Source organism: Peribacillus glennii, from assembly GCF_003429105.1.
Lineage (GTDB): Bacteria > Bacillota > Bacilli > Bacillales > DSM-1321 > Peribacillus > Peribacillus glennii.
In genome coordinates this window covers 1-14,649 of the sequence record NZ_QVTD01000004.1, presented here as the reverse complement: position 1 = coordinate 14,649, position 14,649 = coordinate 1, and the positions used below count along the sequence as shown (strand labels likewise).

The following is a 14,649-nucleotide window of genomic DNA, read 5'->3' as shown; positions in this document are numbered from 1 at the left end:
ATATATAGTCATCTTATTTTGAATTTCCCAATTACAAAAGCTGTATTTCTATTAGGAATACAGCAAAAAAGCAGTAGTATGTTCCCTTGCTTTTTTGCATTTAATGGCTGCTAAGGCTCTCCGCCATCTCCAAGTTGTTCTCAAAGGCAGCCAACGCCAGCTCATACCTCACTTTCTTGCCGGTTTCCACAGCTTCATTCACAAAACATGAAAATGAGTACCGGTGCCCCCTGAAATCCACGTTTAGTTCGATGATCTGGTTGAATTTGAAACTTTCAACAGGAATGCCGTCAGCATCTTCTAACAGGAATTCCCTGTATTTCTCGTTGCATGTATTTGCAACGTCTTCCATTACCTTAAAGGCCTCTTCCGGATTTTGCCTATAATTTAACACTAGGCTTTCAATCACCCTGCATCTGCCACGATTCCCGTTGTGAAGTTCCGTTATGTTGCTATATAAGACCGTATAGAGAAATCCAACATGCTGCCGGATCTTAAGATACCGCATACTAATTTTCTGAACGGTTTCTATTAATAATAACGTAATCACCATGATGGATTTGCCTTTCAAATAGATAGGTCAGCCCCATAATGTAATCGCGGATGATATGCTGGAGGATCACTGCCAAGGCACCCGCGACAACAACCGAACCCGTGAGTGACAAGCTTGGTCAGATTGAAGAAATGACTTAACACATATATAAAGAAGAACACGAGGCCCAATACCTTTGTCACCTGGTTAGAGAAATAAATCAAGGTCTCTTCGCTTTTTCATCCAAGAAGCTCGTTTTATCAAAGAAGGTTTTAATCGATTTACGATCAAATAAACCGATGCATAATCAGACGTGCCACAATAAAAATTATTACGGGCAACTGCTCTATAAGTCCAAACAAAAACATCTAATCAACTCCCCACTTTTTATACTATAGCAAAAGATAAGGAAAAGGAGGAAACCACTTTCTGGCTTGCACTTAATTTACTATGGAGCTCCAGGACTTTATTTCAGGAAAAGAAAAGGGGATTGTGTATTTATATAGAACGTATAAAGAGCAGTAAAAAAGCACTATAAAAATCACTGCTTGTCCAAATACATAATTAAAAGAGGGAACTTGATGATCGAGTTTTTCATAAATCTTGAACGAAATGCAATTCAGCCATTATTCGAGCAGGTATACAAGGAAATCAGGAATCGAATCCTTTCCGGAGATCTTCAAAACGGGCAAAAGCTGCCCTCGGTCAGAAGAATGGCAATTGATTTAGGGGTAGGGAAAAATACAATTCTTCATGCATATGAATTATTGTTAGGTTAGCATTCCTGTAGATCGTTGTTTATTTAACCAAGCCTTCACGTAGCCAAGTTGGCCCAAGCTTACTTCGAACAAAAGGTCACCTAAGACTAAGGAGTTTGAAATCCTGCGAATGAGCGAGCATTTGGACGAAAATCGAATCATACTGAGGGAGTTGAAGAGTGTTTTTTAAAATTATGTACAGCCCTCGTGGCGGATAGTTAAGAATTAATTTAGCATCAATAGCCGAGAACCGTATGATTCCAATGATTTATATCTGAAGATAAATAAGTAACTTCCTTAATGATCAAAATACTTCGGGGTTCTCGTATTAGGTAAACATAGGAAACCGTCTAGACTTTACCATTTTAGCTATATGATTTTACACTTTTTAGTATATATATCGAATAAGAATGATTCAGAAAGGTTAGTAACTCTACAACGGATCAAAAGAAAAACATACTAATTAAATATAGAATCCTGTTCACTGAATTTATGTATAAGGTGGTGGTAGTGCCATGGAAAAGCAAAATCAAGATACATTTAAAGTTAGACATTTAGTAGGAGCATTTTCTCTTCTGGGATTCATTTATCTTGTTTTTATCTTACTTTGGCAGAAGTCAAATACAATTCATTACATAATAGATTCATTTAATACTAATAATCTAGGGACAAACGTAAGCATAAGTGTAGGGGTGGCTATCATAATGGCTGTAATCGCAATCTTACTTGTGAAGCTTACCGGAACGAATAAGAAAAAGATAAAGATAAAGGAGAGAAATATTTATGTTAAAAGAAACCGTTCATATTGCCGTGCCAACAGCTTTTTTTAATGATGAATCTTTAAATATTCAAGGGACAATAAGCCATATAAGGGAACTGTATAAGCAAGGAGTAAAGTCTGTTCTTGTCTCAGGTTCAATTGGAGAACAACATAGTCTATACCTCCGTGAAAAAATTGAAATAATAAATGCTTTAGAACAGGAAGAAGATCTCATTAGTAATATGGAAATCATATTTGGCGTAGCTTCAGTTAGACAGAAAGAGGCTGAGGAATTAGCTGAAAAGATTCGTCACACAAAAATATCAGGTATTTTGCTTGGTTATCCACCATATGTAATTCCAACACAAGAGGAAGCAATAGTTTATTCAAAGAGGATTATTCAGCTTTGTAATAAACCAACAATTTTATATAACAATCCTAAAAGAACTGGATTTGATTTATCAGAAAAAAGTATTATTCAATTAAGTGAGATAGATTTAGTAATTGGAATAAAAGATGCGGGAAATAAAGAAAAAGTTGGACGAATAAAAAACGCTACACATAGAGACGAATTATATTTTTATGCTGGGGGAGAAGTAAATTTAGAAGAAAAAGTAGTTTTACAAGGATACAATCGTCTTTCTTCCATTGCAGGCAATGTTTCCCCGATAGAGATTAGTCAATGGTTTCAAAAAATGCTTATAAAGCAAAACGTAAGTGAACAGGAAAGCGAAAAAATAGAAAATATTATGGACCAAGTTTATCTAGGAAACCCTATTGTGAATCTGAAAAAAATAATAAATCACAAGGGTATTCCAATCGGGATTTGCAGGAGTCCAATAGGAAGTATAGTTCCTGACTGATTATTAAAATGTTATCAATTAACGGGGTGCTTTACTTCAATAAGGAGTAAGGCTTTTTTCTTGTTCAACTAAAGGGGCAGTTTAGTTCAACAAGAATACCTAGCCGATGTTTTTTGCTCTGTTTAAGAATAATGGTGATTTTTGATAACTCTTCGAAATCTTACTTTCAGTTACCTGTCAGATGGTAAGAGATATAGGAATAGTATATTACTGGATTAATAAAATTGAAACAGGAAGAAAAATGAGGTGATTTTATTTTAGAAAAACTCAGGAAAATTAATATGAAAACTGCTGTATTTATGGGAATAATTTTTTACTCTTTGACTATCTTAATCCACTTTCTTATTATAAGCAAAAGTATGCCATTCACATGGGTTAATGGTGGAAGGTCTGAATCATTCGCTGAACAGCTACCAATATCTGTTATAAATATCGTTATTTCTATTATAGGAGTAGTTTTTACGTTGATTGTTGGTAGAATTAAACTATATAAATACAAAAGAGGAATAACCGTTATATGTTGGTTTTTTGTTGTACTTTGGTCTTTTGGATTTATACAACAATTGTTTGGAACACCTTTTGAAAAAATGGTTTGTTCGTTAGTATTGCTTATTGGAGTTATCTCGAACTTGCGTATGGCGATTGAAAAAAAATAGATGTAACTATTTAATTAATAAGTTTGTGAACAATTACACTTAAACTAAAGGGTGCGAGAGTTGAATAAATGCATAAATTAACCACCTTGTTAGGTGACTATTTATTTAGTCCTAAAATCAACAACAAACGATAACAGAGCCAAAAATAAAAACACCAACCAAAGTGGCTAGTGCTATTACAAGTGAAATTTATCGAATTAATCTCCAGAAATATTCTTTCACTCTTTCCCACAAACCGATTCCTCTTGAGGCAGATTCACAATTATCCTGAAAATCAAACGGGATAATTTGCCGATATGGAGGAGGAGGAAGCTGAGCATCGAGATCCTCTGTGAATGGTACGTCCACAGGCTGGCCAGCAGCGTCCTTCTGATCCTTGATTGTATTAATGACGGCCTGTCCGATTGCCTTGCCAATCCTAAGTCCCTCGCTGATATCGATAGGGAAATGAACACCTGCATATAAACGGGAAATACCATTCTCGAAAGCCAATTCCTTCAGGCGATCGGATTCAGCCGGGAAGAAATAGCTCAGTACTTCGGCGGCCGCCCCTGAAACAATGGAATGTCCGGAAATATAGGCGGGGTGACGTGGGGTACAAAGAAGAGGTACGAAATTTGGATCCTGCTGAACTGGACGAGCTACATCGTAACGGTATTTCACGGCCCAGCAAACGACCAGTGCATCCTGGATGGCAGCCTGTGTAACAGCGAGGATCCGTGCAGCTCGCGGGCTTGAGATGGAAATGGGCGGAATGCCTACCCTGAATATGGTATATGTGTCGATTAACCGGTCAATGATAGGTGTCCATTGCTTGGTTACCGAACCTGTGCCCCAATAGACGGCAATCTGCTTCTGCAGGGGTGTCAATGTTGCCGCAGTTTGTTGCACAGCCTTCAATTCTGCTTGCCAATCAGTGGTGTTCGGATCCTTAACCGGTGGCAATGCCTTCCCGTCCTTGTCTGTGAACCAGCCATGTTTGTCCCTTTTTAGAAAAAAGAGCGGCCATGATCCTGCCAACGGCTCTTCAGGATTTGTAGGAGGGCTGTCCTCTCCATTATAGGGCAATCGAGACCATCGCGGATACTTGAATTTCATAAATTTAGAAACCCCCTTAAGTGAGTTTCTATATATTATTAAAATTCCATCTTTAAGGTATAGGACAAGTTACTTACTATAATGAAAAAGGGCGAAGTCTAGCAATCGCTAAACATTTATGTGCTTATAAAGAATAATGATCATATAGAATAGTATTAAACTGACCGTTTTCATCAGTGGGGATATTAACAATATAAATTTATTAGAAAAAAAGGTGCTATGGCTAACAGCATAACCTCCTTATTTTGTTTTAAGGCGTTTAACAGTTTGTGTCTCCAATAAAAAAGCGTAACCCAAGTAGCCCCTACGATACTATTGGATATGTACCATAATAAGCAAGAGGAAACCCAAAATTATGAGGGTTTCCCTTATTTATTATTATCAACATTAAAATTTAACAGAGCCAAACGTTATTACATTAAAGGGGCAGTTTAGTTGAATAAGAGTTATTGGGAAAGCATTAAATTTAGTAGGATTAGTGCTCTTTTTAATTATTACTGAAAGATTAGGTTAAAACGTTATTACAATGTGTCCTTTAATTTTGAAGGACTACATTAATAAAAAGAAATAAGGATTTATTATTAGTATATTGAAGGATAGATTTAATATATTCAGTTTCGCTTGTTTGTTTTGATAATTTTTAGCAAGTTAAACTAGTAATGTATTGTGTTTTATCTCCATTTTCTTCTTTATAAAGGCTGGAACATTGCCCACTAGGTAATGTTCCAGCCTATTTTTGTAATATACACTTGACTTAATGTATAGTTTGATTTACATTATGTATAAGAAACTTTACCTGTTGTAAAATTTACCCGATAAGGAGGTGTAAATCATGACATACCAAGAAAAGAAAAGCATCGTATCTGTAATTAGTGCTATACTCATTTTCGTCTCTTATTGTTTGTACATGTATCCGCGGTTCCCAGGAGGGGGGCTGGAGTCGATTGAAGCTTTTCGTTATTGGGGTTCCTTTGTCCTCTTCCTGACATTGTTTTCAATAGTTGCACATATCATTATCAACATTATTTTCAACATTGTATTTAGAATTACGACCAAAGAAAAAGAACCCACATTTGCAGATGAATTAGATAGGTTAATCGAATTGAAAGCGCACCGTAATTCGTTTTTTGTATTTATCATCGGCTTTCTTATTGCAATGGGATCGCTGGTCATTCTTCAGCCCTCACATATGATGTTCGTTATTCTGATTACTTCAGGGTTCATTTCAGATGTGATTGGCTCCGTTACAAAACTTTATCACTATCGGAGAGGAGTATAAAATATGAGTAAAAATCTTGTCGGCAATCACATTCGAAAATTACGATTCAACCATGATGAAATGACTCAGCAGCAGTTGGCTGACAAGGTGGGCGTGACAAGACAAACCATCGTGGCTCTCGAAAAGGGGAACTACTCCCCATCTCTAGAACTAGCTTTTCGCATTGCACACACCTTTAACTTACCGTTGGAAGAGATATTCTATTATGGGGAAAACACAAAGCAGTAAGAACAATATTATTTTTGAATTTATTAAGTGAGGGGATAAAAGAATGAATTCAAACAAAAAAGCTGCAAGTATTGTGGGTGTACTGTTTATACTGGCTGCTGTTTCGGCTGTGATAGGTCTTAATTTATACGATCCTATCTTAAACGGTCCTGATTACCTAATAAAAGGTTCTGAACACGCTAACCAAGTGATATTAGGAGCGCTTATGGAGTTAATTCTTGTCGTTTCAGCTGTTGGTACTGCTACTACCATGTTTCCATTGTTAAGAATGTATAATGAAACAATCGCACTATGGCATGTTTGCTTCAGGTTTCTTGAAGCGATTATAATTACTGTTGGTTTAATCAGTGTATTGTCCCTCTTAACCTTAAGTCAGGAATTTGCAGCAGCAGAAGTCCAGGATCCCACATCTTTTCATGCTTCAGGTATCATCTTAAAAGCAATACATGACTGGACATTTATGCTCGGTCCCCTCTTTATGCTGGGTATAAATACGTTGATGTATAGTTATATATTTTATAAAACCAAACTTGTGCCGAGATTCATATCCATTCTGGGGATGACAGGGGCAACTTTTGTTTTTGTTTGTGCTTTATTCGTAATGTTCGGTGTGTTTCCTCAAATTTCTTTTTGGGGTGCTATTTTGGCTGTGCCAGTAGCAGCTAATGAAATGAGTTTAGCTGTATGGCTCCTTATTAAGGGATTTAATAAAACTGCGATTGATTCCCTTTCTGAAATGAGGGAAGCTTCTAAACATGAGTATACTTCTATGTAAGGCAATTACTACGTAATATATTGAATTTGAAAAATAAAACCTCTAATCAGATCCAAAACTGACATTACCCTCATCTTGAAAAAATCCAACAAGAATTGACTAATAAAGTGTGGATAATATTTCTAACCATCACAGCAATAAAAAGGGAAATTACTCCCCTTTGAGAAAGCTTTCCAGATTCCTAGAGTTATTGGCTTACCCTAATTAGAGATGTAATTTTAAGAGGAAGAAGATGAAAAAAGGGAGAGAGGCCATATGAAAGCAATCGTATGCACCAAATATGGAACGCCGGATGTTTTTCAACTTCAAGAGATTGATACACCAATCCCAAAAGATCATGAAGTCCGGATCAAAATACACGCGGCTTCAGTTGGACCAGCAGACTGTACCTTTCGAAAAGGTTCCCCCATTGTTAAGCTTGTTTACGGTCTAAAAAGGCCAAAAAACTCAATACTTGGTGCGGAGCTTTCCGGCGAAATTGATGCTGTTGGAAAAAGAGTATTGAAATATCAAGTAGGCGACCAAGTATTTGGTTTAAGTGCAAGGACGCTTGGTGCTCAAGCCGAATACAAATGTCTGCACGAAGATACCCCGTTAACGATCAAATCGTCTGCTATGTCCTATGAAGAAGCCGCCGCCGTCTGTGATGGTGCACCTACCGCACTAACGTTCCTTCGTGACAAAGCAAAGTTAAAGCGCGGACAAAATGTTCTGATTAATGGTGCCTCTGGAGCAGTCGGGATATATGCGGTACAAATAGCTAAATACTTGGGTGCAGAAGTTACAGGAGTATGCAGTACAACAAATATAGAGTTGGTAAAATCGCATGGAGCAGATAAGGTCATTGACTACACCAGGGAGGATTTTACTAAAAACGGACAGACATATGACGTTATTTTCGATGCAGTGGGTAAACGCTCCTTTTCACAATGTAAATGCTCCCTTACGCAAAGAGGTGTCTACCTTTCCACGGTGCCTTCATTGTCCCTTCTCTTTAACATGTTACAGACTGCGATGTTTGGGAAAAAGAAAGCAATTTTTGTAACTGCGGGACTTATGCAAAACCAAGCAAATCTGAACTATCTTAAAGATCTTTATGAGGCAGGAAAGATCAAAGCGGTCATCGATCGACGATATCCATTGAAAGAAGTTGCAGAGGCCCACCGATATGTGGAAAAGGGACATAAAAAGGGAAATGTTGTCCTAACTTTGGCGCATAGCTGAGGTTTTTACCTAAAATTGGAGAGTGGAGTGAATGGGAATTAGAAAAGCGAAGGTTGAGGATTGGGAACAAATTTCTTTGTTAATAAATCAGTTGGACTATCCAGATACGGAACCTTTTATAAAAGAAAAAGTTGAAAAACTTCTTATGGACCCGAATGAGGAACTATTAGTGTTGGAAGAAGATCAAAGTGTTATAGCTTTAATTTCAGTTCATTTTATACCTCAATTAGCTGTAAAAGGAGATTTCGCAAGGATAAGTTACTTTGCAGTTGATAAAGACATTAGAAGTAAGGGAGTTGGACGTAGGATTGAAGAATATTGTACTGATTTAGCCATAAAAAGAAATTGCGATAGAATCGAAGTGCATTGCCATTCAAGGAGAAAAGATGCACATAGATTTTATATGCGGCAAGGGTTTACGGAATCCCCCAAAATATTTTATTAAAATGTTACCTTAATCTTACTAATAACCGTTTCTTCTTCCACAAACGGGGCAGGGTTAGTTAAAGAAAGAAATGTCACCCATCCTTATCAGAGATTAATTAATATCCAATTTACCCGATAAATAAACGGAAGAAGATAATTTTTAATCGGGGGAATAACCTTTGTTGAACATTTTTAAAAATAACCAAAAAAATCATGAAACGCTTTTGGAACAAATAAAACTAAATGAAAGAAATGTTGTAATCGATGTAAACACTAATGTTGAAAAAGTGTTACAGATGGTCGGTTTTACAACCTATGATCTTTCAGCAACCCAACTTTTGCAGCCATACGGAAAGAAAACATAGACGGGATTGTTGAAAATTTTTACTCCAATTTAGCCCATGAACCGAGCTTGACGAAAATCATTGAAGATCACAGCTCGGTAGATCGCCTGAAAAAGACACTTACTCATCACCTGGTTCAATTGTTTTCTGGACGAATTGATGAAGGTTTCGTAAAACAACGGCAAATCATCGCACATGTTCATGTTCGTATTGGATTACAACCGAAGTGGTATATGCTTTATTCCAGATACTAAAAAGATTTTACAAGAGTTGTTCAACATTTTAAATTTCGCATGAAGAACTAAAAAAAAGATTATCCGAAGTTGGATATAAATCAATTGAAATTAAGACATTTTATCATGGAAATCGTACTTTTATTAATCAAGATGCCTCAATGTTTATATCCAGTAGTTTAATGTGATTATGAAGAATAACGTCATCTTCAACTAACGGGTGCTTTACTTCTATAAGGAGTAAGGCTTTTTCTTATTGAACTAAAGGGCAGGTTAGTTGAATAAGAAACGGTTAAACAGATATAGATCTGGTTTATCATAACTTCTTTGGGAGAGGGAATGTTAATGAGTAATTATACTGGTTTCTATTGTAAATGTTGCGGGAAGTTTCTCGGTGAACTTCCAATGAGTTACGGAAGTCCCGTTCCCGATTATGCTTACGATATACCAATGGAAGAACAAGAAAGTCGAATAGAGATGAACGATGATTTGTGCATCATTGACGATGAATATTACTTTATTCGTGGATGGATAGAACTTCCGGTAACTGACGGTGAAGGACCTTTTATTTGGGATGTGTGGGTTTCATTGAGCGAAGCTAATTTCAATAAAACTATTGAAAACTGGGACATTGAGGGAAGAGAAAAAGAGCTTGAGCCGATGTTTGGGTGGTTATCGACTTCCATTCCTTGTTACCCCGAAACAATTAACCTAAAAACAATGGTTCACACCAGACCATTAGGTATAACCCCTTATATAGAGTTGGAGCCAACTGAGCATCCCTTAGCTTTAGAACAAAGCAATGGCATACCAATGGGACGAATTAAACAGCTTGCCGAAGAGTTATGCGAACAAGATGAGCAAAATTAGTATTTTTTTGATGGTAGTGCTCTTATCCAAGAAGGATTAAGGCACCTTTTTGTTGAATTTCTTATTAATCAAACGGGGCAGGTTAGTGGAAGAAGGAATTAATCTTTATAATAAAGAATTTAGACTTAAATCTTCACGCCGCTTTACAGGAAACCATCCCGCGGGTTTTACAGGAGAAGGAAGAAATCGTGGTGGATGAGACATCGCTAAACGAGGACGGGGAATAGGCTGACAGGGGGTTTATGGATAAGATCATCCTGTTCATCAAAATAATGGCCTTAAAAAGCGGAAAGATCAAAGGCAACGGCGAAGACCCGAAAGACCTTTGGGAGATTGTGATTTCCTGTTTCCGGTCATAAGCCTTACATCAAGGCATTGATTTAGTTAACCATCCATAAGTACACGATGAGTTCACGCTTGCCTTATTTACAACCATTTTATAACGAAAAACTATCGATCAACGCGAATTGTTGAACAGGATTTTGGCTATTCCACTATCTTAATATAAAAATCCCATGAAGAAGGGATCTGGAAAGTGTGAATACTAATATTATTAAAGGAGGTTCATTTATGCCGTTCATTGATGTAAACGGAACTACGCTTTACTACCAGGATACCGGTCCAAAAGATGCACCAGCCTTGGTTTTCAGTCACTCATTATTCTTTAATAGTCGAATGTTTCATAAACAAGTGGAACGGTTTGCTGGTGAATACAGAGTCATTTGTTATGATCATCGGGGGCAAGGGAAAAGTGCTAAAGATACGTTGGACATGCTTGATTTGGATACATTGACAGAGGATGTGGCAGCACTTATTAAAGAGCTTGTTTTAGGCCCCTGTCATTTTGTAGGTAACTCTATGGGGGGTTTCATTGCTTTGCGTCTGGCTGCAAGGCATCCAGAACTCCTTATTTCATGTACAGTGCTGGGGACATCCGCTGAAGAAGAATATAAAATAGATGAATTTCAGCCAATTGTTGAGCATCTACAGATTTATGGAGGCAAGCCCATGTCCCAAACTTTGATATACATTATGTTTGGAGACACGTCACTTGAAGATCCGTCTTTTGCGAATGAACTCAATTTCTGGAAGGATCACATAGCGGGTTTGGATCGTACGATTGGCGATGCTGCGTATCAGGTGGTTCATCGCAAACGAATCCTGAGTGAACTAAATGAAGTGGATGTTCCGATGTTGGCGATTGCAGGAGCTGAAGATCATGCCTATACGGTTGAACAGTCGAATAAAATTGCAGTCACAGTAAGAAATGGTATGTGTAAAGTCATTGCAAACGCGGGCCATTCTCTGGCACTTGAAACTCCGGAAGAAGTTAATTCGTTTCTTGCTGAACATTTCCGTAATTCCGGTAAGTATTATTAAGAATAAGCATTGCAAAAAAAGGGTTGTTTTGTACCTGAATTAAAATATACCTTTAAAACTAGAAATCTCTTTCTTGTTACACACAAAAGATTTTTTAAGATACTGCGGCCATGTTTGGCGGCTTTTTTTCTTTATTGTTCTTTATACTTTCTTAGTTGCGGATGACTCATAATTATAAGCTTGAATAAAAAACAAAAGAGTTCAGCGGACTGTTTTTTAGCTGTAAATCCTATCTTTTAATCTTTGAATTTCATCTAGACGCCTTTTGTTTTTCTCCTGGCATTCATTCAAATCGGCCTGTAAGACTTTATTTCGGCTCTTCTCCACATCCAGTTGAGACTCCAGCCTCTTGTTGTCTTTTCGGAGCTGTGACATTTGTTTAGTCAATTCCTCTAATGCTTGTTCTAATTCATGGATATCAAGTTTGTACTTAGCACATTTTCTTTAACACCCTTTATCAATTAATCGCTTCATTATAGAATAGCGGAAACCTAACATTTGAGTTAATTTCAGCAAGTAAGGCCTTTTATACGCCCACATTACTTAGATGAATAATCTGCTGATCCGTCATCAGGATGTCGTGGCACCTTAACAAAGCTTGTTTCAACTTTTGGCTGGTTCTATTCGAATCGTACGCACTGACGGAAAGGAGCAGTTTATGCCTAATCACGTCTGAAATCATCTTTTCATATTGTTCAATTTTTAACTCGATTTCATCCACATGTCGCCATTCTACATTCCCCCCATGTACAGATGGAAATCCAGTTTTATGGGATAAACTTTCTCCTGAGCTCTTAGAAAATCAACTAAAAGGGATTGTTGGCTTTAAGATTAAAGTTGCAGAAATCCAGGTTGCTTATAAATTAAGCCAGAATCGTAATGAAACGGATTATATTAACATTATTAATAATTTACAAAATGAATTAAATCCAAATTCGAAACAAATGGCAGAATTAATGGGAAAGAGATTAAAAAATCAAATATAAGCCCACTTTATTCACCACTCAGATGGAAGAATTAAAGAACGGAACGGAACTGTCATATTGGCAACTTCTTTTAAGATTGTGAAGGAATGCACTTACGCTAACGGGTGCGTTAGTTGAATTAGCACTGTTTAATAAGAAAAGGTATTGTTAGGTATTTTGTCTAATTAGTTCACTATTCGAATACATAGATTTCTATTAAATTAAGGAAGCCAATATATTTATTGAGGTGATTCTGTTGATTAATAATGTGCAGATTGAACAAATGAAAATTATTGATAAACACGTTGATGAACTTTCCGAACTTCTGGTAAAGGTAGTAGAAGATGACGCATCGATTGGCTTTTTACCACCACTGCAATTTTCAGATGCTAATAAATATTGGTTGAATGTTTTAAATCCCGAAGTACTTTTATTTGTCGCTAAAATAAACAATCAGATTGTTGGAAGCGTACAGTTACAGCTATGTACTAAGCAGAATGGTGGTCATAGAGCTGAAATTGCAAAGCTAATGACAGATCCTAATTATCGACGTAATGGTATTGGTCGTTCACTTATGAACAAAGCTGAAGAACGAGCCAAGCAGGAGGGCAGGTCATTATTAGTTCTCGATACAAGAGAAGGTGACCCTTCTAATCTTCTTTATTCTTCAATTGGTTATATTCAGGCTGGTAAAATCCCTTATTATGCTAAATCGGCAAATGGAGAACTACATTCTACAGTTCTTTATTATAAGTTTTTTTAATTTTAGCAGGAGCCATTTTCATTAAGTAGATACCTTTTTCTTATTCAAGTAACGGGTGCTTGATTATAAAATCATAGCTGCTTTTGAAACAGTTTTTCTTGTTCCATTAAACGGGCAGGTTAGTTTAATAAGATTAATAGTGCATTTTCATTAAGACGCTTGTTTTATTGATTAAAGGATAAGCTCCGTGAAAATAATGGGAAATAATAGATGATACAGTCATCTCTGCATAAGTCATTGGCGTCGTGGGTATAGGAAATAACACAATCCAGAGAAAAAAAGGGTGGAGGGTAGTGAATAAAGAGCTATTTAAGTTATTGACAGATATACTGAGAGAAATTGAACGGATTAAATCACATCTTATACAAACGATAACAATACGTAATGATGGAATCAATTTGCAGGCAACAGAGAGAATCATTAAAAGGTTAGAACGCATCGCACAAGAAGCAGATGATGAATTAATTGATACACTCATAAGAATCGAGCAAATTTTCGATTTAGAACAAGCGAAGTACAGCATAGCTAAGGAAGAATCGCAAGTTAGGAATCAACCAAAGGATTGAAGTCGTCCTATAGGGCGGCTTATTTTATTAAACTAAAGGGACAGTTTAGTTGAAATAAAAGGAAATATATTTTGTTTATTAATTATTTGCCATTCCAAAATCAAAACCCCCTTCAGATTAGATTGAAGGGGGTTTTGAATTTAATCTTTCTGTTTGATAACGAATAAAACACCTATGAGGATTAGGATAGAGCCTATCCAAAACATTACACCTATCGTCTCTCCTAATATAAGCCATCCGAGCAGTGTTCCAACCAAGGGTTGAAAGAAGAAAAAGATTCCCCCACTTGATGCGTTAAGCATTTGTAATCCACGATTCCAAAGTAGAAACCCGCCTGCTGTTGAGTTTTCAATTCCTGTTCATTTTTAATAATCAAGTATAACTTTCGTCACTTAAATGCGAAAAGCCGTTGTTTCAAATAAAAACATTCATTCTTTTTTAACTATCATGTGATTTCTCTCTTTTCTTTATCAAATAATAGGCATTAATCCAGGAGGTGATTGGAATAATGAGAGCGATGCCAATTCCTGCACAAAATATAGAAATCATCTCGGCACTGAATACTTTTGAATTTATGATTTCTCCTACGGAATAAGATAAGTCTTTAAACCATAGTAGCAACGCCATATATCCTCCAAAAAAGGCAAAAAACAACGTATTTGTATTTGTGCCTAATATATCCTTCCCAATGCTAAATCCAGAGGCGAATAACTCTTTCCTCCTAATCAAAGGGTTATGATTATAAATTTCACGCATGGGAGACGTAATAGAAATTGCAACATCGGTAATCGCTCCTATTGTGCTCATTATGATGACGGAAGCTGCAATTTTGCTGAAATTCACTCCGATATAAAGGGAAAAGACGCTGAGCTCCTCTATTTCCTCTTCACCAAACCCCTGAATCATGGCATGTCGTGTCACAACTTCGA

General features: G+C 36.7%; 19 protein-coding genes and 3 pseudogenes. 17 read left to right on the top strand and 5 right to left on the bottom strand.

The genetic code is table 11. From position 1 onward, the window contains the following. Nucleotides 1-100 precede the first annotated feature (100 nt). On the bottom strand, nucleotides 101-553 hold the full coding sequence (locus tag D0466_RS22875; protein ID WP_233522600.1) for a hypothetical protein: 453 nt from the start codon (nucleotides 551-553) through the stop codon (nucleotides 101-103). Between the two features lie 560 nt (nucleotides 554-1,113). Between D0466_RS22875 and D0466_RS09195 the strand changes: the two genes are divergently transcribed. From D0466_RS09195 to D0466_RS09180, 4 genes are all read left to right on the top strand, one after another. Continuing rightward, entirely contained in the window at nucleotides 1,114-1,311 is a 198-nt protein-coding gene (locus tag D0466_RS09195; protein WP_117322286.1) for a GntR family transcriptional regulator, read from the top strand. Between the two features lie 494 nt (nucleotides 1,312-1,805). Further along, nucleotides 1,806-2,120, top strand: a complete 315-nt coding sequence (locus tag D0466_RS22165; protein WP_117322285.1) for a hypothetical protein — start codon at nucleotides 1,806-1,808, stop codon at nucleotides 2,118-2,120. After that, complete coding sequence (locus D0466_RS09185; RefSeq protein ID WP_117322284.1) at nucleotides 2,074-2,913, top strand: dihydrodipicolinate synthase family protein; 840 nt, start codon at nucleotides 2,074-2,076, stop codon at nucleotides 2,911-2,913. Before D0466_RS22165 ends, D0466_RS09185 begins: the two co-directional genes overlap by 47 nt. Nucleotides 2,914-3,194: 281 nt before the next feature. Beyond that, nucleotides 3,195-3,569, top strand: coding sequence for a hypothetical protein (locus D0466_RS09180; protein ID WP_117322283.1), 375 nt, complete (start codon nucleotides 3,195-3,197; stop codon nucleotides 3,567-3,569). A 189-nt stretch (nucleotides 3,570-3,758) separates the two neighbouring features. On the opposite strand, the gene D0466_RS09175 is transcribed toward D0466_RS09180, so the two are convergent. Further along, nucleotides 3,759-4,667 carry a phosphatase PAP2 family protein gene (locus D0466_RS09175; RefSeq protein ID WP_117322282.1) on the bottom strand — a complete coding sequence of 303 codons (909 nt, stop codon included), beginning with the start codon at nucleotides 4,665-4,667 and terminating at the stop codon, nucleotides 3,759-3,761. An 832-nt stretch (nucleotides 4,668-5,499) separates the two neighbouring features. Here D0466_RS09175 and D0466_RS09170 point away from each other — a divergent pair. From D0466_RS09170 to D0466_RS09130, 10 genes and pseudogenes are all read left to right on the top strand, one after another. Further along, entirely contained in the window at nucleotides 5,500-5,946 is a 447-nt protein-coding gene (locus D0466_RS09170) for a hypothetical protein (protein ID WP_117322281.1), read from the top strand. Nucleotides 5,947-5,949: 3 nt separating this feature from the next. Beyond that, nucleotides 5,950-6,174 carry a helix-turn-helix transcriptional regulator gene (locus D0466_RS09165; protein ID WP_117322280.1) on the top strand — a complete coding sequence of 75 codons (225 nt, stop codon included), beginning with the start codon at nucleotides 5,950-5,952 and terminating at the stop codon, nucleotides 6,172-6,174. 43 nt (nucleotides 6,175-6,217) lie between these two features. Further along, nucleotides 6,218-6,949, top strand: coding sequence for a DUF4386 domain-containing protein (locus D0466_RS09160; RefSeq protein WP_117322279.1), 732 nt, complete (start codon nucleotides 6,218-6,220; stop codon nucleotides 6,947-6,949). 255 nt (nucleotides 6,950-7,204) lie between these two features. Then, on the top strand, nucleotides 7,205-8,173 hold the full coding sequence (locus D0466_RS09155; protein ID WP_117322278.1) for an NAD(P)-dependent alcohol dehydrogenase: 969 nt from the start codon (nucleotides 7,205-7,207) through the stop codon (nucleotides 8,171-8,173). A 31-nt stretch (nucleotides 8,174-8,204) separates the two neighbouring features. Next, on the top strand, nucleotides 8,205-8,618 hold the full coding sequence (locus tag D0466_RS09150) for a GNAT family N-acetyltransferase (RefSeq protein WP_117322277.1): 414 nt from the start codon (nucleotides 8,205-8,207) through the stop codon (nucleotides 8,616-8,618). A gap of 160 nt (nucleotides 8,619-8,778) precedes the next feature. Then, nucleotides 8,779-8,964: a hypothetical protein gene (locus tag D0466_RS22865; protein WP_233522590.1), complete on the top strand. Its 186-nt coding sequence runs from the start codon at nucleotides 8,779-8,781 to the stop codon at nucleotides 8,962-8,964. 47 nt (nucleotides 8,965-9,011) lie between these two features. After that, nucleotides 9,012-9,197, top strand: coding sequence for a protoglobin domain-containing protein (locus D0466_RS09145; RefSeq protein WP_407675625.1), 186 nt, complete (start codon nucleotides 9,012-9,014; stop codon nucleotides 9,195-9,197). Next, nucleotides 9,184-9,364 (top strand): annotated as a pseudogene (locus D0466_RS22860) (hypothetical protein); the annotation flags it as partial. The gene D0466_RS09145 and the pseudogene D0466_RS22860, both read left to right, overlap by 14 nt. 157 nt (nucleotides 9,365-9,521) lie before the next feature. After that, entirely contained in the window at nucleotides 9,522-10,046 is a 525-nt protein-coding gene (locus D0466_RS09135) for a DUF2199 domain-containing protein (protein ID WP_117322276.1), read from the top strand. A gap of 570 nt (nucleotides 10,047-10,616) precedes the next feature. After that, nucleotides 10,617-11,426: an alpha/beta fold hydrolase gene (locus D0466_RS09130; RefSeq protein ID WP_117322275.1), complete on the top strand. Its 810-nt coding sequence runs from the start codon at nucleotides 10,617-10,619 to the stop codon at nucleotides 11,424-11,426. 526 nt (nucleotides 11,427-11,952) lie between these two features. Here the strand turns inward: D0466_RS09130 and D0466_RS22540 are convergent. After that, nucleotides 11,953-12,147, bottom strand: a complete 195-nt coding sequence (locus D0466_RS22540) for a DEAD/DEAH box helicase family protein (protein ID WP_199484533.1) — start codon at nucleotides 12,145-12,147, stop codon at nucleotides 11,953-11,955. A gap of 37 nt (nucleotides 12,148-12,184) precedes the next feature. Here D0466_RS22540 and D0466_RS09125 point away from each other — a divergent pair. From D0466_RS09125 to D0466_RS09115, 3 genes and pseudogenes are all read left to right on the top strand, one after another. Next, nucleotides 12,185-12,412: pseudogene (locus D0466_RS09125) on the top strand (FMN-binding negative transcriptional regulator); the annotation flags it as partial. Between the two features lie 262 nt (nucleotides 12,413-12,674). Next, nucleotides 12,675-13,154: a GNAT family N-acetyltransferase gene (locus tag D0466_RS09120; RefSeq protein WP_407675628.1), complete on the top strand. Its 480-nt coding sequence runs from the start codon at nucleotides 12,675-12,677 to the stop codon at nucleotides 13,152-13,154. Between the two features lie 293 nt (nucleotides 13,155-13,447). Next, complete coding sequence (locus D0466_RS09115) at nucleotides 13,448-13,720, top strand: hypothetical protein (protein WP_117322273.1); 273 nt, start codon at nucleotides 13,448-13,450, stop codon at nucleotides 13,718-13,720. Nucleotides 13,721-13,860: 140 nt separating this feature from the next. Here the strand turns inward: D0466_RS09115 and D0466_RS09110 are convergent. After that, nucleotides 13,861-14,064: pseudogene (locus D0466_RS09110) on the bottom strand (EamA family transporter); the annotation flags it as partial. A 94-nt stretch (nucleotides 14,065-14,158) separates the two neighbouring features. After that, on the bottom strand, nucleotides 14,159-14,649 hold a 491-nt coding region (locus tag D0466_RS09105; RefSeq protein ID WP_142919915.1), incomplete at its 5' end, for a YibE/F family protein.